The sequence below is a fragment of the Bradyrhizobium sp. 14AA genome (assembly GCF_054185205.1).
This window is the reverse complement of the sequence record NZ_JAVAYM010000012.1, coordinates 156,756-181,189: the sequence shown is the minus strand read 5'-3', so window position 1 is coordinate 181,189 and position 24,434 is coordinate 156,756. Positions and strand designations below refer to the sequence as shown.

The 24,434-nt window shown below is 65.8% G+C and carries 19 protein-coding genes; 11 read left to right on the top strand and 8 right to left on the bottom strand.

Annotated features, from left to right (window positions below; translation table 11 throughout):
- Nucleotides 1-1,204 precede the first annotated feature (1,204 nt).
- The 6 genes from RAD15_RS22395 to RAD15_RS22370 all read left to right on the top strand — a co-directional run bounded on the left by RAD15_RS22395 (nucleotide 1,205) and on the right by RAD15_RS22370 (nucleotide 9,184).
- Nucleotides 1,205-2,647 carry an efflux transporter outer membrane subunit gene (locus tag RAD15_RS22395; RefSeq protein ID WP_458180431.1) on the top strand — a complete coding sequence of 481 codons (1,443 nt, stop codon included), beginning with the start codon at nucleotides 1,205-1,207 and terminating at the stop codon, nucleotides 2,645-2,647.
- Nucleotides 2,644-3,876: an efflux RND transporter periplasmic adaptor subunit gene (locus RAD15_RS22390; protein WP_458180347.1), complete on the top strand. Its 1,233-nt coding sequence runs from the start codon at nucleotides 2,644-2,646 to the stop codon at nucleotides 3,874-3,876. Before RAD15_RS22395 ends, RAD15_RS22390 begins: the two co-directional genes overlap by 4 nt.
- 1 nt (nucleotide 3,877) lies before the next feature.
- Nucleotides 3,878-5,839, top strand: a complete 1,962-nt coding sequence (locus RAD15_RS22385) for a MacB family efflux pump subunit (RefSeq protein WP_458180346.1) — start codon at nucleotides 3,878-3,880, stop codon at nucleotides 5,837-5,839.
- Nucleotides 5,840-5,930: 91 nt separating this feature from the next.
- Complete coding sequence (locus RAD15_RS22380; RefSeq protein WP_458180345.1) at nucleotides 5,931-6,641, top strand: response regulator; 711 nt, start codon at nucleotides 5,931-5,933, stop codon at nucleotides 6,639-6,641.
- Complete coding sequence (locus RAD15_RS22375) at nucleotides 6,638-7,966, top strand: ATP-binding protein (protein WP_458180344.1); 1,329 nt, start codon at nucleotides 6,638-6,640, stop codon at nucleotides 7,964-7,966. The genes RAD15_RS22380 and RAD15_RS22375 overlap by 4 nt, the downstream gene beginning before the upstream one ends.
- A gap of 60 nt (nucleotides 7,967-8,026) precedes the next feature.
- The gene (locus RAD15_RS22370) at nucleotides 8,027-9,184 is read left to right on the top strand and encodes an MFS transporter (protein WP_458180343.1); all 1,158 of its coding nucleotides are present in this window, start codon (nucleotides 8,027-8,029) and stop codon (nucleotides 9,182-9,184) included.
- A 6-nt stretch (nucleotides 9,185-9,190) separates the two neighbouring features.
- On the opposite strand, the gene RAD15_RS22365 is transcribed toward RAD15_RS22370, so the two are convergent.
- On the bottom strand, nucleotides 9,191-10,180 hold the full coding sequence (locus RAD15_RS22365) for a Bug family tripartite tricarboxylate transporter substrate binding protein (protein WP_458180341.1): 990 nt from the start codon (nucleotides 10,178-10,180) through the stop codon (nucleotides 9,191-9,193).
- A gap of 298 nt (nucleotides 10,181-10,478) precedes the next feature.
- Between RAD15_RS22365 and RAD15_RS22360 the strand changes: the two genes are divergently transcribed.
- A complete protein-coding gene (locus RAD15_RS22360) occupies nucleotides 10,479-13,316 on the top strand; it encodes an ATP-binding protein (RefSeq protein ID WP_458180340.1) in 2,838 nt (945 codons plus the stop codon).
- Between the two features lie 19 nt (nucleotides 13,317-13,335).
- Here RAD15_RS22360 and msrA read toward each other — a convergent pair whose 3' ends face one another.
- The 7 genes from msrA to RAD15_RS22325 form a co-directional block, all read right to left on the bottom strand.
- Nucleotides 13,336-13,851 carry a peptide-methionine (S)-S-oxide reductase MsrA gene (gene msrA / locus RAD15_RS22355; RefSeq protein ID WP_458180339.1) on the bottom strand — a complete coding sequence of 172 codons (516 nt, stop codon included), beginning with the start codon at nucleotides 13,849-13,851 and terminating at the stop codon, nucleotides 13,336-13,338.
- A gap of 33 nt (nucleotides 13,852-13,884) precedes the next feature.
- A complete protein-coding gene (locus RAD15_RS22350; RefSeq protein WP_458180337.1) occupies nucleotides 13,885-14,988 on the bottom strand; it encodes a mandelate racemase/muconate lactonizing enzyme family protein in 1,104 nt (367 codons plus the stop codon).
- 48 nt (nucleotides 14,989-15,036) lie between these two features.
- Nucleotides 15,037-15,495, bottom strand: coding sequence for a cupin domain-containing protein (locus RAD15_RS22345; RefSeq protein WP_458180336.1), 459 nt, complete (start codon nucleotides 15,493-15,495; stop codon nucleotides 15,037-15,039).
- Between the two features lie 21 nt (nucleotides 15,496-15,516).
- Entirely contained in the window at nucleotides 15,517-15,939 is a 423-nt protein-coding gene (locus RAD15_RS22340; RefSeq protein WP_458180335.1) for an OsmC family protein, read from the bottom strand.
- Between the two features lie 95 nt (nucleotides 15,940-16,034).
- Nucleotides 16,035-16,883, bottom strand: coding sequence for an enoyl-CoA hydratase/isomerase family protein (locus tag RAD15_RS22335; protein ID WP_458180334.1), 849 nt, complete (start codon nucleotides 16,881-16,883; stop codon nucleotides 16,035-16,037).
- A gap of 137 nt (nucleotides 16,884-17,020) precedes the next feature.
- Nucleotides 17,021-17,710: a VOC family protein gene (locus RAD15_RS22330; protein WP_458180333.1), complete on the bottom strand. Its 690-nt coding sequence runs from the start codon at nucleotides 17,708-17,710 to the stop codon at nucleotides 17,021-17,023.
- 35 nt (nucleotides 17,711-17,745) lie between these two features.
- Nucleotides 17,746-18,414 (bottom strand): sensor histidine kinase, encoded by a 669-nt coding sequence (locus RAD15_RS22325; RefSeq protein WP_458180332.1) that lies wholly within the window; start codon nucleotides 18,412-18,414, stop codon nucleotides 17,746-17,748.
- 305 nt (nucleotides 18,415-18,719) lie between these two features.
- On the opposite strand from RAD15_RS22325, the gene RAD15_RS22320 reads away from it, so the two are divergent.
- The 4 genes from RAD15_RS22320 (at nucleotide 18,720) to RAD15_RS22305 (ending at nucleotide 24,383) form a co-directional block, all read left to right on the top strand.
- On the top strand, nucleotides 18,720-21,563 hold the full coding sequence (locus RAD15_RS22320) for an ATP-binding protein (protein WP_458180331.1): 2,844 nt from the start codon (nucleotides 18,720-18,722) through the stop codon (nucleotides 21,561-21,563).
- Between the two features lie 118 nt (nucleotides 21,564-21,681).
- On the top strand, nucleotides 21,682-22,389 hold the full coding sequence (locus RAD15_RS22315) for a hypothetical protein (protein ID WP_458180330.1): 708 nt from the start codon (nucleotides 21,682-21,684) through the stop codon (nucleotides 22,387-22,389).
- A 177-nt stretch (nucleotides 22,390-22,566) separates the two neighbouring features.
- Nucleotides 22,567-23,268 (top strand): type 1 glutamine amidotransferase domain-containing protein, encoded by a 702-nt coding sequence (locus tag RAD15_RS22310; protein WP_458180329.1) that lies wholly within the window; start codon nucleotides 22,567-22,569, stop codon nucleotides 23,266-23,268.
- Between the two features lie 158 nt (nucleotides 23,269-23,426).
- Nucleotides 23,427-24,383, top strand: coding sequence for an alpha/beta fold hydrolase (locus RAD15_RS22305; RefSeq protein ID WP_458180328.1), 957 nt, complete (start codon nucleotides 23,427-23,429; stop codon nucleotides 24,381-24,383).
- The last annotated feature ends 51 nt before the right edge of the window (nucleotides 24,384-24,434 follow it).

Genomic DNA, 24,434 nt, shown 5'->3' with positions numbered 1-24,434 from the left:
TGCAACGCGTGAAGCGTTGCGAGCACGAGCGCAGCGAAGCAATCCAGAGCCTTTCCGCAGAGGGATTCTGGATTGCTTCGCTGCGCTCGCAATGACGGAGTGTGAACATGGGCTGGTTCTCCAGATGACGATGTCATTCCCCGCGCAGGCGGGGAATCCAGTAATCGCCGCCGTCTCGATTCCATCACAACCGCCGCGGCGTACTGGATCGCCCGGCCAAGCCGGGCGATGACGGCGAGTGTGGCTTTCAGACACGCCTTCGCATCCTCGCGGCGCAATTCGCCCGAGCTTTGCTTCGTCACTCGCCCCTCCAATCCAAGAGGGCGCAGGGAAGGCCGGGTGCCGGCTGGCACCCGCGGTCTGCTGCGCGAATAATGCGCAAAGGAGACCGCACAGCAGCATACAGGTGTAGCCAATCACTCGGCCTTCCCTGCGCGATGGTCGGACGGCTTATGCCGCGCTCTCCCGGGAGCCGAGTTCGTTCTGGCCTCCCTCACCCCCGCGAAAGTCGCCGACAGCGCGCCGGTTGACGCGAGGGCCGCATTCGCCAGGGCTTGACCGTAGCAACGACGGCCAGGACCACACGGTTTTGCCGTACGCACGGCCCGCCATTTCGCCGCAGTTTTCCCGACCCTGTCGACAGAGCCGGAAACTTACAGACGAGACGAAGCCTAGCAACGCCGCTCATCCGGCGCGAAGCCTCGGGCTCACGGAGAGCAATCCGCCCTGCCCTTAACTTTCTCGCCCGGCGCTGCCGCGTCCACCGCAAGCCCGGCTCGCGAAAATGACGACCACAAGATCGCCCCTCAAGGATGAGCCAGGATGGGCAATACCTACGTCAAATCCGAATTTCGGTAAAGTGGAATATTTTTGCGGGAAAGGGTTGACGGGGCGGCGAAACAGGGCCGATGTTTTGCTCCGCCGGCTGCACCGGGATACCCCGTAACATCTGTTTACATCCAGCAACATTCGGGCTGCCGAAAGGCCACGATCGCCCGGCTAGTGGTTCCCGCCTCGTCCTGCCTCGTCTGAGAGCCACGGGCGCCCATCCCTTCCCGGGCTAGGCCAATGGATCCCAGCCGATTTGATGCCGCCAGATTTGTTCGTCCTAGTCCCCGTGCCATCCGCAAAGGAGAACCATCATTCGACGCCCACCCTGCTGCGCGCCGTTCTGTCGCGCGCCGGATCGGCCTGCGTCGCGCTGATGCTGATCGGCTCGTTGACCGGCTGCGCGGTCGGCCCGGACTATGCCGGCCCACCCGGGCTGGACCTGCCTTCGCATTGGAGCACCAAGCCGGCCTCGCGGCGGGATACCGGCAGCCTCGATCGGTGGTGGCTGCGCCTGCGCGATCCCCTGCTCAACCGGCTGATCGAACAGGCCGTCGAAGCCAACCCCGATGTCGCCAAAGCCAAGGCGGTCGTGCGCGAGGCGCGCGCAACGGTCCAGCAGACCGGCGCAGGCCTGTTTCCATCCGTCAGCGGCACAGCCTCGGTGACCGACAACAAGACAAGCGCGGGCTCCGCCTCGGCCGTCGTCGACACCTCGCCCTACACGCTTCATCAGGCAAGCTTCGATTCGAGCTGGGAGCTCGACCTGTTCGGAGGCACGCAACGGAGCATCGAAGCGGCGCTGCGCGGCGAGCAATCCGCCGCGGAGGATCTGCGCGACAGCCTCGTCACGCTGATCGGCGACGTCGCTGCCTATTACGTGGAGGCGCGCGGCTATCAGGCCCGGATCGCGCTGGCGCAGCGGACCGCGGTCTCGCAACGCGACACCGAAAAGCTCACCCGCAGCAAATACGACGCCGGCAGCGGCAACGCCGTCGATCTCGCCAAGGCGACCGCGCAGGCCGCGAGCACGGAAGCCAATGTTCCGACCTATCAGGCCGCGCTCGCGGCCGACATTCACAGGCTCGGCATCCTGCTCGGGCGACCGCCGGACGGCGTCGCGTCGCTGATGGCGCGGACCGCGCCCGTGCCCGCACCGCGCATGCCGCTGCCCACCGGACTTCCGGCCGATCTGCTCTTGAGCCGTCCGGACGTCGCCAGCGCCGAACGCAAGCTGGCGCAGGCCACTGCCAAGATCGGCGCAGCCGAGGCCGACCGCTACCCGGCGGTGTCGTTGACCGGTTCGGTCGGCACTTCCGCGCTACGTGTCGGCGATCTCGCCAAATATTCCAGCCTGAGCTGGTCGGTCGGGCCTTCCGTTACTGTGCCGGTGTTCGATGCGGGCAAGCGCCTGGCGACCGTCAGGATCGCGGAGGCGCAACGCGACCAGGCCTTCGTGACGTTCCATTCGACCTTGCTCACCGCGCTCGAGGACGTCGAGAACGCGCTCGTCTCGCTGTCGCGCGAACGGGTGCGCGCCGGCAAGCTGACGGAGGCGGCGAAGAATTACCGCGAGGCCGCCAAGCTGTCGCGATCGCTGTTCGAGACCGGCAGCGCCAGCTTCATCGACGTGCTGGACGCCGAACGCTCGCTCTATTCGGCCGAGGATTCGCTGATCCAGAGCAAGGTGTCCGCGGCCAAGGATTACATCGCGCTGGCCAAGGCGCTCGGCGGCGGCTGGGCCGATCCGGTCGACGTGTCGACGCCTGTTATCGTGGACACCAACACGGGGCCACACATGCGGGAGGCGCAGAAGTGACCGAGTTCATCACCGTCAAGCGCGTGAAGATCGCCGCCACGGTGATTGCCGTCGCCGCGACCGGCATGGTCCTGGCGACGCGTTCCCCGGGGACATCGAGCAAAGCGCAATCCTACATCACCGCCCCCGTCACCGTCAGCGATCTGCGCGAAGAAGTGCTGGCGAGCGGCACGCTGAAACCGGCGAGGCTGACCGCCGTCGGCGCACAGGTGTCGGGCCGGATCACCGCGCTCAACGTCCGCGTCGGCGACACGGTCAAGGCCGGCGACGCCATCGCCCAGATCGACCCCGTCACCAAGCAGAACGATCTGCGCAACTCGGAAGCCTCGCTGAAGAACTACCGCGCGCAGAAGGTCGAGAAGGAGGCTGCGCTGGTGCTGGCCGAGGCGAACCTCGCACGCCAGCAGGCGACATTGGCTCAGCGCGCGACGTCGCGCAGCGATTTCGACAGCGCGGATGCGACGGTGCGCCAGACCCGCGCCCAGATCGCGGCGCTCGAGGCCCTGATCGTCGGCGCCGAAGCCAGCGTCGAGACCGCGCGGGTGAACCTCGAATACACCCGCATCACCGCGCCGATCGACGGGACGGTGCTCGCGACCGTGGTTCAGGAAGGACAGACGGTCAACGCAGTGCAGTCCGCACCGACCATCGTCGTTCTCGGCCAGCTCGAGACGATGACAGTGCGGGCGGAAATCTCCGAGGCCGACATCGTCAAGGTCAGGCCGGGGCAATCGCTCTACTTCACCATCCTCGGGGACCAGGACCATCGCTACGAGGCCCGGCTGGAGCAGATCGAGCCGGCACCCGAGTCGATCAAGAACGACGCCAGCTTCTCCTCGACCACGACGTCATCGAGCTCGTCCAGTTCATCAAGCTCGACCAGCACGGCGATCTACTACATCGGCGTCTTCAACGTTCCGAACAAGGATTATGCGCTGCGGACCTACATGACCGCGGAGGTGCACATCGTCACCGGCGAAGCCAGGCGCGTGAAGGTCATCCCGGCGCTCGCGGTGATGCGGAAATCGGACGGCCGCAGCACGGTGCGTACCCTCGCCGCGTCGGGTGACGTTCGCGAGCGCGAGGTCAGGACCGGCCTCAACGACCGCACCACCGTCGAGATCAAGTCCGGCCTCGACGAGGGCGAACGGGTCGTGACCGGCGAAGCCAACGAGCAGACCGCATCGCACGGCATGCCTGGCGGTCCGCCGGGAGGGGGAGGTCCCTGACATGACCGATCCGATCATCGCCCTCGAGAACGTCCGGCGGGAATTTTCGACCGGCGACACACGCGTGGCCGCGCTCGACGATTTCTCGCTGAGCATCCAGCCCGGCGAGATGGTGGCGATCATCGGCTCGTCGGGATCGGGCAAATCGACGCTGCTCAATATCCTCGGCTGTCTCGACCGTCCGACATCGGGGACCTATCACGTCGCCGGCAAGAACGTCTCCGAGCTCGACGCCGACGCGCTGGCGGCGCTGCGCCGCGAGCATTTCGGCTTCATCTTCCAGCGCTATCATCTGCTCGGCGACCTCTCGGCCGCCGCGAACGTCGAGATCCCCGCGATCTATGCCGGGATGAACACGCGCAAGCGCCGCACGCGCGCCGAGCAACTGCTCGCAAGGCTGGGCGTGAACGACCGGCGCGGCCACCGACCGAACCAGCTGTCGGGCGGCCAGCAGCAGCGTGTCTCGATCGCGCGCGCCCTGATCAACGGCGCCGAAGTCATTTTGGCGGACGAGCCGACCGGCGCGCTCGACCGGCGCAGCGGTGAAGAGGTTCTTAAAATCCTGAAGGAGCTGCACCGCGAGGGGCGGACGATCATCATCGTCACTCACGATGCCGATGTCGCCGCCAGGGCCGATCGGATCGTCGAGCTGCGGGACGGCAGGATCGTTTCCGATCGCCGCACGGAGACCGCAGGCACGTCGGCACCGATTGCCGCGGTGTCGCGGACGTCATGGGACAGCGGCCCCGGCTGGTCCGGCGCCTTGCGGCGCCTGCGCGAGGCCTCGCGGATGGCGCTGGTCGCGATGGCGGCGCACCGGCTGCGCGCCTTCCTGACCATGCTCGGCATCATCATCGGCATTGCCGCAGTGTCGTCCGTCGTCGCGCTCGGCAACGCCTCCCAGCGCAAGGTGCTGTCCGACATCGCAAGCCTCGGCACCAACACGATCGAGGTGTTTCCGGGCAAGGATTTCGGCGACGCGCGGGCCGGCAAGATCAAGACGCTGGTCCTCGACGATGCCCGCGCGCTCGACCGGCAGAGCTTCATCGCCGGGGTCACGCCGACGGTCTCGACCAGCACGACGGTCCGGTACCGCGGCAACGAATCCAACGTGCTGGTGAACGGCGTCGGCGAGAGCTATTTCCAGGTCAAGGGCGCAAAGCTGGCGAAGGGCCGCCTGTTCGACACCGACGCCGTCCGCAACATCGAGCGCCAGGCCGTCATCGACGACAACACCCGCAAGACATTCTTCGCCGACGACCAGACCGCAGGCGTCGGCCGCGTCATCTGGCTCGGCAAGGTGCCGTGCCGCATCGTCGGCGTCATCGCGCAGCAGCAGGGTGGGTTCGGCTCGAACCAGAACCTTTCGGTCTATCTCCCCTACACGACCGTGCAGGCCCAGTTCACCGGCGATCGCGCGCTGCGCAGCATCCTGCTCCGGATCAGCGACGAGATCTCGACCGCGCTGGCGCAGGACGCGGTCACCACGCTGCTGACGCAGCGCCACAACACCAGGGATTTCGTCATCCTCAACACCGACGACATCCGCCGCACCATCACCAGCACGACCCAGACCCTCGCCTTCCTCGTCGCCGCGATCGCGGTGATCTCGCTGGTGGTCGGCGGCATCGGGGTCATGAACATCATGCTGGTGTCGGTGTCCGAGCGGATCAGCGAGATCGGCGTGCGCATGGCGGTCGGCGCCAGGCGCAGCGACATCCTCCAGCAGTTCCTGGTGGAGGCGACCCTGATCTCGTCAATCGGCGGGATTGCCGGCATCCTGATCGCGATCCTGCTCGGCGTCGCCATCAACACCGCGGTGCCCGGCTTCCAGGTCAGCTATTCGATGTTCTCGATCGGCGCGGCGTTCCTGACCTCGACCGGGATCGGGATCGCCTTCGGCTTCTTCCCCGCCCGCCGCGCCGCCTTCCTCGACCCCGTGGTGGCGCTGAGTCGCGATTGACCTTAAGGATTACACCATGACCGTAGTTCTTCGGACGAGACAATCGTCCGCAAATCGACCAACGATCGGTATCCCCGATGCAATTTCAGTCATGACCAACAGCACCCAGACCGTCCTGGTCGTCGAAGACGATCAGCAGACCCGCGACCTCATCGCGCGCTATCTGCGCGAGCATTCGTTCTCGGTCGGCACCGTTACGAACGGCAAGGAGATGGACCGGTATCTGTCGCAGAGCAAGGTCGACCTGATCGTGCTCGACCTGATGCTGCCGGGAGAGGACGGTCTCAGCCTCTGCCGCCGCGTGCGCATGGAGTCCATGACGCCGATCATCATCCTCACCGCGAAGGGCGAGGATCTCGACCGTATCCTCGGCCTCGAGATGGGAGCCGACGACTATCTGCCGAAACCGTTCAATCCGCGCGAGCTTCTCGCCAGGATCAACGCGGTGCTGCGCCGGCAATCGAGCGGCGTCGCCGCCTCCAGCGCGACGCGCCTGAAGTTCCAGGGCTGGACCATCGACCTTCGCCTGCGGGAATTGCGCGACCCCGAAGGCGCGCAGGTGCCGCTGACCAGCGCCGAGTTCGATCTCCTGCAGGCGTTCTGCGAACGGGCCGGCCGCGTGCTCACCCGCGACAGCCTGCTGAACATGACGCGCGGCCATTCCAACGGCAATTACGGCCGCAGGATCGACGTGCTGGTCAGCCGGTTGCGCCGCAAGCTCGACAGGACCGAGACCGGTTCGGTGATCAGAACGGTCCGCATCGGCGGCTATGTCTTCACGCCGATCGTGGAGGAAGCATGAGCCGCACCGCCGACATCGTGGCACTCTTCAGCTTCAGGCGGATCAGCGGCCAGATCGCGGCCCTGATCCTGGGCTCGTTGATCCTGATCCATGTCCTGATCGGCGGATATTTTCTGCTCAATCAGCCAAAGCTGCTGACGGACTCTCCGCTGGAGCAGATCGAGCTGATCGTTCGGATCATCACCAACACGCCGCACGCCGAGCGCGCGCTCGTCCTCGACAGCGTCAGCCGAACCTTTCCGGCGCTCAAGCTGCAATTGCGCGAGAACGGCTCCGCAGCCACCACACCGCTGCCGGTGCGGACACCGCTGACCATCCCCTCCGCGCTCGGTGTCCGGGCCGAACGCGTCCATGGCGCCGGCTCGGACGGTGAGCGCGTCTGGTTCTATCTCGCCAACGACGACGTGCTCGAAGTCACGATCGCATCACACGCACTGCCGGCCTTTGTCAGCGGCCTCTGGACCTCCACCTTGCTGTTCCTGGTGGCGAGCATCACGCTGCTCGGCGTCTGGGCCGGTCGCGCGCTCTCTTCGCCTCTATCGGCTTTCGCGCGCGCGGCGGAGGATTTCAGCCTGAGCCGGTCGTCGGCGCCGCTGCCGGAGAACGGCCCGGAGGAGATCAAGTCCGCGGCACGAGCGCTCAACCGGATGCGCGAGCGCATCACCGCGCTGATGAACGACAGGACGCGCATGCTCGCGGCCATCAGCCACGACCTGCGCACGCCGATCACGCGCCTGCGGCTGCGCTCGGAATACATCGAGGATCAGGCGCAGCGCACGCAAACCGTGCGCGACCTCGACCAGATGCAGTCGATGCTCGAATCGGTGCTCTCGCTGCTGCGCAGTGAAAGCCCCGTCAAGCCGACGCTGGTCGACGTTGCGGCGTTGCTTCAGATGGTCTGCGAGCAATTTTCGGACTCCGGACATGCCGTGACCTATTCCGGCCCCGACCGGGCCGCCTTCGTGCTGCGGCCGGATGAAATCATCCGCGCGGTCACCAATCTCGTCCAGAACGCAACGCGCTTCGGAACCGGCGTCGAGGTCGCGCTGCTGATATCGGAGGATCAGTTCATCATCGACGTCACGGACGACGGCCCGGGCATTCCCGCCGGCAGGAAGGCGGCGATGCTGGAACCCTTCGTGCGCGGAGAGGACGCCCGCACCATGGACGAGACGGCCGGATTTGGCCTCGGCCTCTCGATCGCGCAGGCGATCGTGACCGCACATGACGGAACGCTCGAGTTGCTCGACAACGAACCGAACGGCCTGCGCGTGCGCCTGCGGCTCGCAAAGACCGGCGCGAGCAAGGACGCTTCCCGGACATAAAGTCGCGGCAATCGTCAGGCTTGTGGATCGCGCCCTCCTTGCCACGTCCCCGGGGTTCTCATGTCTTCTGCCGACCGGCCGGCGACGCGCCTTGCGACCCGGCTCGCCTTCCTCGTCGCCGGCTTCGGCATCGCGTGCTGGGCGCCGCTGGTGCCGTTCGCGAAGACGCGGCTCGGCGTCGACGACGGCGTGCTCGGACTGCTCCTGCTCAGCCTCGGCATCGGCTCGGTCGTCGCGATGCTGATGACCGGCGTCCTGAGTGCGCGCTACGGCAGCAGGCCGATCATCATCGCGGGCGGGCTCGGTCTTGCACTGGCGCTGCCGCTGCTGGCGGTGGCGAGCTCGCCCGCGACGCTGGCGCTCGCGCTGTTCGCCTTCGGTGCCGCGCTCGGCTCGATCGACGTCGCCATGAACATCCATGCGGTCGAAGTGGAACGCGCCGCAGGGCGCCCGCTGATGTCCGGCTTCCACGCCCTGTTCAGCATCGGCGGCTTCGCAGGATCGGCGCTGATGACGGCGCTGCTCTCGCTGCAACTCGGCGCGCTCGCCTGCACGCTGATCTGCTCGGCCCTGATGCTGATCGCGATGCTGGCGACATGGCCGCGCCTGCTCCGCTCGGCGCAGGTGCAGGAGGGACCGCTGTTCGTGCTGCCGCACGGCTCGGTGCTGCTGCTGGCGCTGCTCGGCGCCATCACCTTCCTCGTCGAGGGCGCGATGCTCGACTGGGGCGCGTTGCTCGTGATCGGCGCGGGCCTCGTCTCCGAGGCGCAGGGAGGGATCGGCTACATCGTGTTCTCGATCGCGATGACGATGGGACGGCTCGGCGGCGACGCCGTCGTCGCGCGCATCGGAGACCTCAAGACATTGGTCTGGGGCAGCCTCATCGCGGTCGCGGGCTTCGTGGTCCTGCTCACGGCGCCCGTCGCGGCGGTCGCCATCGCGGGTTTCCTGTTCATCGGCCTCGGCGCCTCGAACCTCGTGCCGGTGCTGTTCCGCCGCGCCGCCCGGCAGACGGTGATGCCGACAGGGCTCGCGGTCGCGGCGATCACCACCGCGGGCTATGCCGGCATCCTCATCGGTCCCGCCGGCGTCGGTTTCGTCGCTCGCATTGGCGGATTGCCGACGGCGTTCTGGCTGCTGGCCGGGCTGATGGGTCTCGTCACGCTGTCGGCCCGCATCGTCACGGCCGACCAGCGCCAGGCACCCGTCGACGCGTGAACGGCCTCACGGATTGCTCAGTCCGATCGATTTGATCACGGGCGCGAGGCTCGCCGACGTGGCCTCGACAATGCGCTGGAATTTGTCCGGGCTCGAATCGCCGTCCGGCTCCATGCCCTGGGCGCGATAGCTTGCCTGGAGCGCCGGATCGGCCATGGCGAGGCGCGTCGCCTGCGCGATCCGCGCGATGATCGCATCGTCGGTGTGCCCAGGCGCGAACAGGCCGAACCAGCCGTCATAACGCAGGCCCGGCATGCCGGATTCGATGGCAGTCGGAATGTCGGGCGCGCTGCTCAGCCGCCTTTCGGTGGCGACCGCGAGCAGCCGAATCTTGCCGGTCTGGCTCAGCTGCTGCAATGGCACCGACATGACGGCAATGACGAGCGATATCTGGCCGCTGACAAGGTCGTTGCTCGCCTGCGCGATGCCCCGATACGGAACGTGGACGATGTCCAGACCACCCGCCTGCTGCTTGAAGGATTCCCCGACCAGATGATTGCCACTCCCGATGCCGGGCGTGCCGTAAGACAGCCTACCCGGATTGGCCGCCGCGTAGGCGACAAGCTCGCGCAGATTTGCGGCGGGCACCGACGGGTGGATGGCGAAAACCAGCGCACTGCTGATGAGGCGGTAGATCGCCCGGAAATCGCCCATCGCGTAGGACGGATTCTGCGACATCAACGGAATGATGGCCTGCGTGCTGTCGTTTCCGAGCAGCAGCGAGTAGCCGTCGGGCTGTTCCCGCGCGACCGTCGCAGTCCCGATCGCGCCGCCCGCACCGCTGATGTTTTCGACGAAGGCCGGTCCAAGCAGCGACGACACCTTCTCCGCCCAGGGACGCCCGATCTGGTCGCCCGATCCGCCCGCCCCGTACGGAATCACGAGGCGAATGGGACGCGACGGATAATCGGAGGCCTGTCCGCTGCGCGGAAAGGCCGCCAGCGCCGCTGCGCCCGATAGCGCATGGACGAAATGTCGTCGCGAGAAGGAAGGCATGTCCGAATTCCGGAAGCCGGCAGCAGTCACTGTCGAGGCGGGACCGGCTCGCGAACCGTCCAATCGCAGCAATCCGTCACCGCAGTCAATGCTCCGTCCGGACGAGCCGCGCCGTCATCGCCTTGTCGCATCCGCCTAAGCCATTCGTTTTCAAGCATTATTTCGACGACATGGCGAACCCAAGCTGCCCGCGCAGGGCTGCCGGCCCTGCCCACTGCTTTCGGCCAGTTTACTGTACGCTTCGTTCTGATAGACCAGAAAGAAATACCTCTGACTCCCGTCGCGGGGGTAATGGCGCGTGCCAGATCGTAGCGAAGACTCGGCCATTTCATTTGGGCCATTTCGACTGTTTCCGAAGTCCCGGCTCCTGGAAAAGGAGGGCGCGCCGCTTCATGTCGGCGGCCGCGCGCTCGATATCCTCATTTTCCTCGCGGAGCGCCCGGGGGAAGTCGTCGACAAGCGGGAGCTGGTCAAGCGCATCTGGGCCGACGTCAACGTCGACGAGGGCAGCCTGCGCTTCCATGTCGCAGCGCTGCGCAAGGCGCTCGGCGACACCGGCAAGTCGGCCCGTTATGTCGTCAATGTGCCCGGGCGCGGCTACTGCTTCGTCGCCTCGTTCGCTCAGGCCGCTCCGTCCGCCGTACAGCCCACCATCGACATCCTGCCTCCCCGCTCCCTTCCCACGCCGCTCTCGAAGATGATCGGACGGGAAGAGGTCGTCGAAAAGATATCGAACGGACTCTCGCTCCATCGCTTCATGAGCCTGGTCGGCCCGGGCGGCATCGGCAAGACTGCCGTCGCCGTCACCGTCGGGCATCGCCGTTCCCCCGATTTCGGCGGGCGGGTTTTCTTTGTCGATTTCGGTCCGCTGCGGGATGCCAGCCACGTCGCAACCACCATCGCCTCCGCGCTCGGACTGACCATCAGCGCCGAGGATCCGACCCCGGCCCTGCTGACATTCCTGAAGATCGGCCCGGCTCTGCTGATCTTCGACAGCTGCGAGCACGTGCTGGATGATCTGGCGCCGCTCGTCGAGCGCATCGTTCGCGAAGCGCCGCAGCTTCGCGTTCTCGCAACCAGCCGCGAATCGTTTCGCAGTGAAGGCGAGCGGATCTTCAGGCTGTTCCCGCTGGATTGTCCGCCGGAGCGCGAAGGGCTCGATGTCGCCGAGGTCCTTGCCTACCCCGCGGCCCAGCTCTTCGTCGAGCGCATCGCGCAGAGCTCGGGTCCGTTCCAGCTCAGTGCCGAAGAGGCGCCGCTCGTCGCGAGCATCTGCCGCCGCCTCGACGGCATTGCGCTGGCCATCGAGCTCGCGGCTGGCCGGGTCAATGCCTACGGGATCGCCGGCACCGCATCGCTGCTCGACAGCCGCTTTTCGCTGCAATGGCGCGGCCGCCGCACGGCCGTGCCGCGCCACCAGACGCTCGCCGCGGCGCTCGACTGGAGCTACGATCTGCTCCCTCCTGCCGAGAGCGCCACATTGCGACGTTTGTCGGTGTTCGCCGGGCCGTTCGCGCCGGAGGCGGCCGCCGCAGTGGCATCCGGCGACGGCCTCAGCGAATCGGAAACGCTCGAGGCCATCGACAATCTGGTCACCAAATCGCTGATCGCGCCGTCCGGCTCGCGGACGCTGCGCTATCGCCTGCTCGACACCACGCGCACCTACGCGTTCGGGAAGCTCAACGAGCTCGGCGAAACCAGGCAGTTCGCGCACCGCCACGCGGAGCATTTTCGCGATCTCTTCGCGCACGCGGAGGCCGACACATCGGCCCCGCTGCCCGAATGGCTGAGCGTCTATGGCGCGGAGCTGGACAATGTGCGCGCGGCGCTGGACTGGGCGTTCGCGCCCGACGGCGACGTTGCGCTGGGAATCGCCCTGACGGCAGCCGCGGTGACGCTGTGGGTGCGCCGTTCGCTGTTCGCCGAATGTCGGAAACGATGCAGAACGGCACTGGCGGCGCTCGGAGACACCGGCGATGACCGCATCCGCATGCAGCTGCTGTCAGCACTCGGCTGGTCGCTGATGTACGGCGAGGGTCGCGCGCGCGAGGCGCGCCCGATCCTGGAGACGACTCTCGAACTCGCCGACAGGCTCGACGACAAGGATTTCCGCCTGCGTGCGCTGTGGGGCCTGTGCATCGACCAGTTCAACAACGGACAGTTCGGCAAGGCCCGGACGCTCGCCGATCGTTTTGCGAATGCCGCGGCGAACTCGCCCGACAGGACCGATGTGATGCTCGGCGACCGGCTGACGGCGGTCGCGCTGCACTATCTCGGAGATCAGAACGACGCCCGACTGCGCATCGACCGGGTGCATGCGTCACTGCATGTGCTGGCGGAGAAGCCGAAGATCTTCCCGCTCGACTTGAGAATATCCACGCAATATTTCCGCGCCCGTATCCTGTGGCTCCAGGGCTTCGCCGATCAGGCCCAGGCGCTCGCCGCCAGAAACATCGAAGAAGGCCGCTCCAACGGCCACGCGCTGACCTTCTGCAGCGTGCTGGGACAGGCCGCCTGCCCGATCGCTTTCTGGTCCGGCGATTTCAAGGCCGCGGAGCGCCACGGCGCCGAGCTGCTCGAACACACCGAGCGCCACGCCATTCGGCTGTGGGGCCTGTGGGCGCGCGCCTTCAACGCGGCGGTCATGGCAAAACGCGGCGATATCGCGACCGGACTGCCGCAGCTGCGCGAAGAGCTCAATCACGCCGGCGATGCGCGCTTCCTGCCGCGCTTTCTCCCCCTGCTCGGCGAGCTCGCGGCCGGTTTCCTGGAGGCCGACCAGATCGACCGCGGCCTCGACGTGATCGAGGATGTCCTGACCCGCTGCAACGACCGGCAGGAGCTCTGGTATCTGCCGGAGCTGATCCGGATCAAGGGCGAGTTGATGCTCAGAAGCGCGCGACATTCAGGCTACGCCGAGGCGCGCTTTCGCCAGGCCATGGACATGGCGGCCCGGCAGGGCGCGCGCTTCTGGGAGCTGCGCTCTGCAACCAGCCTCGCGCGGTTCAAGATCGGGGCCGGCCAGAGCGCGGACGCTCGGGCCGTTCTGGAGAACGTCTCCGGGTCCTTCCCGGAAGGCGCCGACATCGCCGACATCCGCACCGCGCGCGACTTGATGGCGCAATTGCGCGCCTGACTGCGCGCGCCAACGAGGTCTAGCCTCCCACGGCTGTCGCGCGGCGCGGCAGCTTCCAGTCGGGCCGGATGAAGTGGCAGGTGTAGCCGTCCGGATAGCGCTCGAGATAATCCTGGTGCTCGGGCTCGGCCTCCCAGAACTCAGCCGCAGGCGCGACCTCGGTCACCACCTTGCCGGGCCACAGACCGGAAGCCTCGACGTCGGCGATGGTGTCTTGGGCGATCCGCTTCTGCTCGTCGCTGGTATAGAAGATCGCGGAGCGATAGCTCGTGCCCCGATCATTGCCCTGGCGATTGAGCGTGGTGGGATCGTGGATCTGGAAGAAGAACTCCAGCATGGTCCGAAAGTTTGTCTTCGCGGGATCGAAGACGATCTCGATCGCCTCGGCGTGGCCCTCGTGATTGCGATAGGTGGCATTCTTCACCGCGCCGCCGGTATAGCCGACGCGGGTGGAGATCACCCCCGGTTGCCTGCGGATCAGGTCCTGCATGCCCCAGAAACAACCTCCAGCCAAAACAGCGCGCTCAGTCGTCATGTTCATGTCTCCACTTGATCGAGATGCAATCGCTTACAGGTCCAGCCGATATTTCCGCACGACATCGGGATCCGGATCAAGACCAAGACCCGGCCCCCTGGGGACGGCGACGCGGCCGCGCTTAGGCTCGAGCGCGGCACCATAGATCGTGGCTTCGAGATCGAACCAGCGCCACTCGATCATGGAATCGGCCGAACCGAGTGCCGCGGTCGCATGGATCGCCGCCAGCAGGCCGGGGCCGTCGTAGAAGGAGTGCGCCATCACTGCGGTGTTGTGGACCGCGGCGAGCGGAAAGACCTTCCGCAATTCGCTCACGCCGCCCATCTTGGCGGGGCTCGGTTGAACGAAGTCGACCGACTTCGCCGCCAGCAGACGCTCGAAATCCATCAGCGTGTAGACATTCTCGCCCGCCGCGATGGGTATGCCTTCCGATCGCCTCAACTCGGCAAGGCCCGCGAAATTCTCCGGCGGCCAGAGCGGCTCTTCCAGCCATTTGAGATTGACCGCTCTCAGATCGCTCGCGATGGCGCGTGCCTCGGTCAGGGTCCAGGGACAGTTGACGTCGAGCGTGATTGCTATTCCGGGCCCCACCTCATCGCGCGCCGCCCGGATCGCGGCGAGTTCGATCTCGTGAAGCTTGATCGTGCCGAAGCCGGCGTCGATCACCTGTCGGACACCGGCACGAAGGAGCGAGGGATCCGAATAGCGAACCAGGCTGGCATAGCAGGGCAGATCCGCAGGCCCGCCACCGAGCATGCGATACAGCGGCGTGTTGGCAACCTTCCCCGCGATGTCCCAGAGGGCGATATCGACCGCCGAAATCCCGAAGGCCAGAGCACCAGCGCGCCCGAAGACATGCAGCTTCTTCTGCACGTCCAGCATCAAGGCTTCGATCCCAGTGGCATCCTTGCCGATACAGAGCGGCGCGATCATTCGGTCAATCGCGAGCTTGGCGGAAGCCACGGCACGAAAGCCAAACGCCTCACCCCATCCCGTCACCCCCTGATCGGTCGTCACCCGGACCAGCAGCGCGTCGGCGGCTGGAAGATTGCTGTCACCCCAAGCCGACGCTTCGGATCTGGTACCGGCCCTGAACGGAATCCTCAGCGGAACGGCTTCCACGCCAGTGATGATCATCTGAAAGCCTTCCTATGCCGTTGAGCGGCTGGATCGGATCAAGGCCAGTCACGCTCTCTGCTGACGCGGATCATCGTGGTCATCGTGATATTCTAGACCCAATGGGCCGATCGCGGAAACCTGGGTGACGTATTCGCCGGACTTCGCCCAATGGAAATGCCAGGTCTCGCCCGGCAGGACGATGACGCTGCCCGGCGGATAGGCCTTGACCTTGTCGCCATCGAAACTTTCGCCGAGTCCGATGTAGAATACACCCGACATGACCGTGTAGATGCGGTCCTCCGGATGCTTGTGCGGCATCAGCTTGGTGCCGCCCGGCACCTTCACCCGGACCACATAGGGTCCGGGTTCAGCTGGATGTCCCACCATGACGGCCAGCCGCGCGCCCGGCGGGAATGCGGGGAACGGTTGCCATGCGACGTCCTCGGGCAGGATCACCCGAAACCTGTCTTCATCCGGTTGATGTTGGCGAGGCAGATCTTGACGAGGCAGATCTTGAAGAGACATGGCACCGCTCCCTGCATTTGGTCACGTCAGCTTGGCGTCGAGCGTGATCGCGGCGTTGAGCACCTTCGACACCGGGCAGTTCTTCTCCGCCTCGCCGGCGATGCGGGCAAAGCCGGCGTCGTCGAGTTTCGGCACTTTCGCGCGCAAAGTCAGTGCGGATTTGCTGATCTTGAACCCCTTGCCTTCGGGCTCGAGCGTCACCGCGGCCTCCGTCGACAGCTCGTCGGGCGTGAAGCCCGCGAGCTGAAGCCCGAAGGCCAGCGCCATGGTGAAGCAGCCGGCATGGGCCGCGGCGATCAATTCCTCGGGATTGGTCCCCTTCTCGTTCTCGAAACGGGTCTTGAACGAATAGGGCGTCTCCGCGAGCACGCCGGATTCGCTCGACAGATGGCCCGTGCCATCGCGGCCGGTGCCCTTCCATACTGCTTTCGCCTTGCGGATCATCTCAATTCTCCTGGTTTGTTTGATCACCGGTGGAAAGGCGACTCGGCATGGCCGCCTGCCGCCACTCCAACCGGCCCGGCGCCATAGCGGTTCCTTCAGATCCCGATCTGCCCCAAATGGAAGCCGAGCCGGTTCTCGACGTCGCCGGCACGGTGGAAGCCATGCGCCATCAGCTTCTTGAGGCGGCCCTGGCTCGCGGGGCGGCCGATCGCTGCCATGAACGCGTCCCACTCCGGCTTGATCTCGGCATCCGGCGGCAGGCTCGCGACGTCGACGAGACGCTTGGTCTCGGCGATCGCCTCCTTGTCGAAGGAGGCGATGCGCATGGCCAGCGCCTCGACGAAGCCGTCGAGCTCGGCATCCGGCAGCGAGCGGTTCACATAGCCGTAGCGCTCGGCAAGGTCGCCGTGGATGTCATCGGCGCCGAGCAGCACTTCGAGCGCGCGGCCGCGACCCATCAGGCGCGGCAGCCGCGCCATAGGCCCGCCGCCGGGCACGAGGCCCGCTCCAACCTCCCATTGCGACAGGATCGCCTTCTCGCGGCTGGCAAAGCGCATGTCACTGGCAAGCGCGAGCTCGCTGCCGACACCGGTCGCACGCCCCCGGATCGCGGCGATGGAGACGACAGGCGCTCGGCTGAGACGCACCAGCATGTCGGGCAGCGCCTGAAGCCCGGTCGGCCCGGGCGGGATGCCGAGAGAGTCCTCCAGCGGCGCGAGAAAATCGTAATGCGTGATGAAGAAACCTTCGACGGCGCTGTCGAACACCACGACCTTCACGTCCGGATCGGTCTCGATCTTCGTGACGATATCGCCCAGCAGCGGAAGTTGTTTTGGGCCAAAGATGTTCACCGGCGGCATGTTGAAGGTGACGCGCCAGTAGGACGGCAGGCGGCGCTCGAGGCGGATGTCTTCGGTGGCGACGATGGGTTCGGGACGGTTCATGGTTTCGCTCCTGATATGTGCTGATTTCAGATCGACCGACGCAGCAGACGGAACGCGGCGCGCACTTCCGCAGAGAACAGCGCAGGCTGCCCACAGGCGGCGAAGTGGCCGCGCCGTGAGCCGAGAATGCAGTTGCTTCAGGTTGGCAGCGGCTGGCCGGCCTGCTCGCGCACGATGTAGTCGGCGTACCAGTCCGCCCAGTTCTCGTCGTGCCCGCCGGTGCGCTTCTCATGCTCGTCATGCGCCACGGAGGCACGGCGCAGCGCCGCGGCGAGATCGGTGTGTGATGCGAATCTCGTGTCGTCCGCCGCGATGCGTCCTGGCAGTCGCGTCGTGACCTCCTGGAACAGCCAGCCATTGCCGTCGGGATCGCTGAACGACGCGAATGAGCTGTAGCTGCCCCGCTTCGGGTCAGCGCCACTGACCCGGACGCTGCCGAACAGGTATGGCTCGTCAGGCCCGGCATGAACGTCGCCGGCACCGTGGAAAGATTCGCTGACGGCAATGCCGCGCTCGAGCAGATCCTTTCGCGCGGCCTCCAGATCCGAGACGATCAGATACAAGCCGCGCGCCGAGCCTGGCGCCGCCGCCGTGACATTCTTGCCGAAGATCACCGAGCAGGCCGAACCCGGCGGCGTGAACTGGATCACGCGCCATTCGCTGCCTGACGCAAAATCGGCATCCAGTCGCCAGCCGAGCCGCGCATAGAACGCCTTGGCGCGATCCACGTCGGACACCGGAATGACGACGACTTCGAGCTTCATATCGTCATCATGTGATTTCGAAGACTTGGCCGCGGCGTCGCGGTCGATGTCGAGTGTGGCCATGTTCGAACTCCCGTGGTGTGAGTTGAGGCTGTCCTTCAGGTGGCGACCGGCATCACGATGGTCACCCGCGTGCCGCCCCGCCCGGCTTCGCCATGCAGCCGTGCATGAATGCTGCGGGCGAGCCCTTCGAGGATGCGACTGCCGGTGCCCCGGAGCGGACCGGTCGCACCAATGCCGTTGTCCGCCACCGTGCAGACCCAGGCGCCGTCGCGGCGCGCGACGTCGATGCGGATCAGTGCACCGTTCCTGTTCGGGAAGGCGTGCTTTGCCGCATTCGTGACCAGCTCCGTCAGCATCAACGCGAGCCGGTGACATTGCGATGCCTGCAACGTGCCGCCTTCGATCGCGGCCTCGCAGCGGATTCCCGCCGGCTCCAGCACGGCCTCGGAGATCGCTTCGCACAGGTTTTCGAAGAAGTTCTCGACCGAGACCATCGATGGATCGTCGTTGTCGGACAGCAGCTGATACAGCCTGCCGAAGGCGACGATGCGACGCTCGAACCGGTCCACCGCAAGCGACACGTCCCTCGTGCCCGCGCGCGAGAAATCGCGGCGGACTGACGCACCCAGCAGCGTCAGCGTGTTCTTCATGCGATGGTGGGATTCCCTCAGCACGAGTTCCCAATCACGCGACTGATCGTCGAGACCGGCGACGAATTGAGATCGAACGGTGCCGCCGTCCGACTTGGGGCCGATAGCGGACATGATAGCCTCCCGGTTGGAACAGGACCTAACTCGAAAGCCATACTGGATGCATCGCGCGCGCTTGGCGCGTTAGACGTTGCAAGATTCTGTTATGATCGCAGGCATCATACTTTCGCAGCGGAGGCCCTCGTCGTGAGGGTCAAGCGCACTGACGAATTGTCGCGGTCGCGTCATAAGCTGCTCGCGTTTAAGCAAAATTTGCGACTGATACCACGCGATTTCGCCACTTTCGATCAGTTTACTGATGACGTCGTTCTGGTAGATCAGAGCGCAGACATCAGCCCCTTCACTGGAATTATTGGCGCGTGCCGGACACTGACGACCAGGATGCGGCTATTTCCTTCGGGCCATTCCGGCTGTTCGCAAAGTCGCGCCTCATCGAAAAGGACGGTGCCCCGCTTCACCTCGGCGGACGTGCGCTCGACATCCTGATTTTTCTCGCCGAGCGCGCCGGCGAGGTCGTCGACAAGCGGGAGTTGATCAAGCGCGTATGGGCCGACGTCAACGTCGATGAAGGCAGCCTGCGCTTCCACATCACGACGTTGCGCAAAGCGTTGGGCGATAGCGGCGAAAGCTCCCGCTACGTCGTCAACGTGCCCGGGCGCGGCTATTGTTTCGTGGCCCCGCTGCTCCGGGCTGCCCCTTCGGAGAACCGGACCAGTTCGCCCGCAGCTTCGCCCCGCTCGCTGCCCTCACCGCTGGCCAGGATGATCGGGCGAGACGATGCGGTCGAGAGGATTTCCGCCGAGCTCGCCCAGCATCGCTTCGTCACGGTCGTCGGCCCCGGCGGGATCGGCAAGACCTCGGTCGCGCTCGCCGTCGCGCATGGCGAGTTCGCCGCATTCGACGGCCAGGTGTTCTTGGTGGATTTCGGCGCGCTGACGGACACCCGGCTCATTCCCGGAACGATTGCGGCCACGCTGGGCCTGACCGTCAATTCCGACGACCCGATGCCCGGCCTGCTGACATTCCTGCGCAGCCGGCGGATGTTGCTGGTCTTCGACAGTTGCGAGCATATCCTCGACGAGCTCGCCCCCCTGGCCGAGCACATCGTCCGGGAAGCGGGCGAGCTTCATATTCTCGCCACCAGCCGCGAATCCTTCCGCACCGAGGGCGAGCGCGTCCACCGGCTGTTTCCGCTGGACTGCCCGCCGGAGCGCGACGGGCTCGGCATCGCCGACATCCTTGCCTATCCCGCAAGCCAGCTCTTCGTGGAGCGCATTGCCGAAAGCCTGAGCGAATTCGAGCTCAGCGAGGAGGATGCGCCGCTCGTCGCCGAGATATGCCGGCGGCTGGATGGCATCGCGCTCGCGATCGAGCTCGCGGCCGGACGCGTGAACGCCTATGGCATTGCCGGGACCGCATCGCTGCTGGACAGCCGGTTCTCGCTGCTGTGGCGGGGACGGCGCACCGCGATCCCGCGGCACCAGACCCTGAGCGCCGCGCTCGCCTGGAGCTACGATCTGCTGCCGGCGGCCGAAAGCGCGACGTTGCGCGGATTGTCGGTGTTCGTCGGGCCGTTCACCCTGGAGGCCGCGCTTGCCATCGCGTCGTGCCAGGGCATCAGCGAATCCGAAGCGGTCGAGGCGATCTCCAACCTGCTCTCGAAATCGCTGATCGCGACCTCGCCCGCGGAGCGGCGACTGCGCTACCGCTTGCTCGACACCACGCGTACCTTCGTCGGCGACAAGCTCGTCGAGCACGGGGAAGCGGTGCGCGTCGCGCGCGCCCACGCAGAGTATTTCCGCGATTTCCTGCGCGACATCGCGCTCAAATCCACGGGCATGCAGAGTGCGGGCGGCTTCCTTCCCTATGCCGACCACCTGCCCAATGTCCGGGCCGCACTGACCTTCAGCTTTTCGGACGGCGGCGACCGGACCATCGGCGTGGATCTGGCCGCCTCGGCGGCGCAATTCTTCCTCGAGCTGACATTGCTGACCGAGTGTTTTCGCTGGACCCAGCAGGCGCTGGCCGCTTCCGATACGAGCCCATTGGACAGCCGCCAGGAGATGACGCTACAGGCCGCGCTCGGCGTCTCCGTGATGTTCACGCAAGGCAACACCGAAGCGGTCCGGTCGGCGTTCACGCGCAGTCTCCAGCTTGCCCGCGAGCTCGAGGATCTGCACTGGCAGCTGTGGCTGCTGCGCGGATTGCACATCTATTTGACCAGGGTCGGAGATTTTCACGGCGCACTCGAAACCGGCGAGCAGGGCGAAGGCGTTGCGCGCAAGCTGAATGATCCCGCCGCCATGCTGAACGTGGAATGGATGCTGGGCGTGGCGCATCATCTGATCGGCAACCAGGACAAGGCCGTTCAGTTCTGCGAGAGCGCGATGGTGCACAATCCCGGCTCGCAGCGGCAAAATATCGGCCATCTCGGTTATGACGACCGCATCGTCGCGCTGGTGGCGCTGGCGCGCGGGCTGTGGCTCACCGGCCGGCCGGATCGTGCGATCGAGGCGGCCAGATACACGGTGCGCGAGGCCGAGCTGCTCGAACAGCCGCTCACCCTCGGCATCTCCCTGATCTGGACCATCTATGTGTTCCTCTGGGTCGGCGACTGGGCCAGTGCCGAAACCCTGATCGAGCGACTGATCGACCATTCCGCGCGGCACTTCCTCGGCCCCTATCATGCGGTCGGCATTGGCCAGAAGGGCGAGTTGCTGCTGCGCCGCGGCGAGGTCGCTGCCGGCATCGAACATCTTCGCCGCAGCCAGGCCACGCTGTACGCGACGCGGCACCGGATCATGACGACGGTGTTTGCGACGGCGCTCGCGGAGGGTCTCGCCGTCCAGAACCAGCCCGGCGAGGCCTTGCAGACGATCAACGAGGCCATCGCAGAGATCCCCGATCACGGCGAATCCTTCGACATGCCGGAGATGCTCAGGATCAAGGGCGACATCCTTGCGCAGTCGGGCAACGCGGCCGAGGCGGAAAGCACCTTGCGCAAGTCGCTCGATCTGTCGCGCCGGCAAGGCGCGCTCGGCTGGGAGCTCCGCGGCGCGATCAGCCTCGGCCGCATCTGGGACCGGGCCGGCAAGGCCGCCGACGCGCGCGCCCTGCTCATTCCGCTCGTCGCGCGCTATCAGGAGGGCCTCCAGAGCCGCGATCTGGTCGCCGCGAGGGAGCTCCTTGGCACCCTGAATTGAGAGTATCTTCAACGAGATACAGCCATACTGCTCGCTCGCAACTCCTAACAACTTCTAACACGCCAAGCCGCATGCACCTCGCCATGGTGGTGTCACCTCACGGTGGATATGGCGGGACATGGCCCTTCTCGACGATGTAATCGATGCCAGCGGCGGCCTCGCCCGCTGGAACAGCTTGAACCGGTTCACGCTCCATTTGTCCGTCGGCGGAACGCTGTTCTCCAGTGCCGGCCACGCCCGGGAATTCAAGGACGTGACCGCGGAAGGCTCGATCCGGACGCAATCGGTCCGCTTCACCGGCATTACCGGAGGCGAATACTCCGGCTCCTTTCAGCCGGATGCGATCACGATCGAAAGCCTGGATGGCGAGGTCTTGCGGACCTGGCGTAATCCGAGCCTGGCATTTTCCGAGGCCGGCTCTCCTGCGCTCGCGGACGAACTGCACCTCGTCTTCTTCTGTGGCGTCGCGATCTGGAACTATCTGACCAGTCCATTCCTCCTCGCCCATCCCGACGTCGTCACGGAGGAGCTTACGCCGTGGCGCGAGAGCAGCGAGACATGGCGCCGGCTGCGGGCACAGTTCCCGGCACACCTCATCACGCTCGCGCCCGACCAGATCTTCTATTTCGACGAGAGCGCGCTGCAACGGCGGACGGATCACGATCTCTTCGGGACGAAGGTCGCCCACTATTCCTGGGCTCACGACAGCTTCGGCGGCATCGTGGTGCCGACGCTTCGACGTGCGCAGACGCTGCGACCGGACGGAACCGTCATCGCCAAGCCCGTGCTGATGGACGTCGAGATCTTCGACGCCGTCTTCGAGTAGCCGCGACATACGCGCGCACTCGCAACGTCTAACAGGACATAACGAGCCAACCGCACGACTTGGGTGCAGATTGCGTTTGCGAGCGCGAACGCACGAGCTCGACGAAGACTTGCAACCGGCGCGCCTTCGCCACGTGAAAGCGCGTCATCCAGCAATGCAATCACGGGAACCGACGTCATGAAAATACTGATGGTCATCACCTCGCACGATCAGCTGGGCAACACCGGACGCAAGACGGGCTTCTGGCTCGAAGAGCTGGCCGCTCCCTATTTCGTCTTCAAGGATACCGGCGCCGAGATCACCCTCGCTTCGCCCAAGGGCGGTCGCCCGCCGCTCGATCCCAAGAGCAACGAGCCCGAGTTCCGCACCGACCTGACGCGGCGCTTCGAGGCGGACGCAGCGGCGGAAGCCCAGCTCGCCAAGACCGTGCGCCTCGACAGCGTCAGGCAGGAAGACTTCGACACCGTTTTCTATCCCGGCGGTCACGGCCCGATGTGGGACCTCGCCGAAGACAAGCACTCGGTCAAGCTGATCGAGTCGTTCCTCGCCGCCGGCAAGACCATCGCCGTCGTATGTCATTCGACCGGTGCGCTGCGTCACGTCAAGACGCCCGATGGCAAGCCGCTGGTCCAGGGCAAGGAAGTCACCGGATTCACCAACGGGGAGGAAGAGGACGTCGGCCTGACCAAGGTGGTTCCCTTCCTCGTCGAGGACGAGATGCTGAAGCTCGGTGCCGTCTTCTCGAAAACGGCAAACTGGGGCGTGCACGTCGTCAAGGCCGGCCAGCTCATCACAGGCCAGAACCCGCACTCCTCGGGCCCGGCGGCGGAGGCCCTGCTGGCTGCCCTCAAGGGCAAGCCGATGGCGCGCGCTTCGTAAGTTCTCGAAGCAGTCGATTTCGAGAGGCGCCCGCGATGGCGCCTCTCGACGCCGCGATATCCTTCAGAAAGGAGGCGGCTGCCGGCCAACACATCTTCGTGGCTGCCAGCCAGCCATCTTCCCTCGACCATCGCTTGAGATATAGAAGGCGCAACGACATGAAGACTCCGGTTGCACCTGCCCATTCAGCCGCCATCGCCTGCGCGACCGCGCAGGCCTCGGCGGACGACCTGCGATCGAGCCGGCGCTCGATCAGCTATCACACCGTCGACATCCAGGGCCTCAAGGTATTCTACCGCGAGGCCGGGCCAGCCAACGCGCCGACGGTGCTGCTGCTCCACGGCTTTCCCTCGTCGTCGCGGATGTGGGAGCCTCTGCTGCCGCTGCTCGCCGATAAATATCATTTGATCGCGCCGGACTATCCCGGCTTCGGCAACAGCAGCGCGCCGCCGCCGTCCGATTTCGCCTATACGTTCGACAACATCGCCGGCGTGATGGGTGAACTCACGAACAAGCTCGGCCTGAACGACTACGTCCTGTTCATGCAGGACTATGGCGGCCCTGTCGGCTTCCGCATGGCGCTGGCCCACCCCGAACGCGTCCGCGCGATCATCGTCCAGAATGCCGTTTCGCATGAGCAAGGCTTGAGCCCGCTCTGGGAGGCGCGTCGCAAATACTGGGCCGATCCCGCGCATGAGATCGACGCACTCAAGGCCAATTTCACTTCCCTGGAGGCGACGCGTCAGCGGCATCTCGGCTCCAGCCCGCACCCCGAGCGCTATGATCCCGACACCTGGACCGACGAATACGCGTTCCTGACGCATCCCGGCCAGGCCGAGATCCAGACCACGCTGTTCCTGGACTACCGGACCAACGTCGCTTCCTATCCCAAATGGCAGGACTGGCTGCGCAAGACGCGGCCGCCGACGCTGGTGGTCTGGGGCCGATACGACCCGTCCTTCACCGTTGCCGGCGCCACCGCCTATCGCGACGATGTGCCGGATGCCGAGATTCACATTCTCGAAGCCGGACACTTCGCGCTGGATGAAGCCACCGACGAGATCGCCGCGCTGGTCCGCGACTTCCTGGCGCGACTGGACGGGCCCAAGGGCTGACGTCGACGATCGACGATACGAGGTGCGACAGCGCGGCGAGCGGCCGCGCGT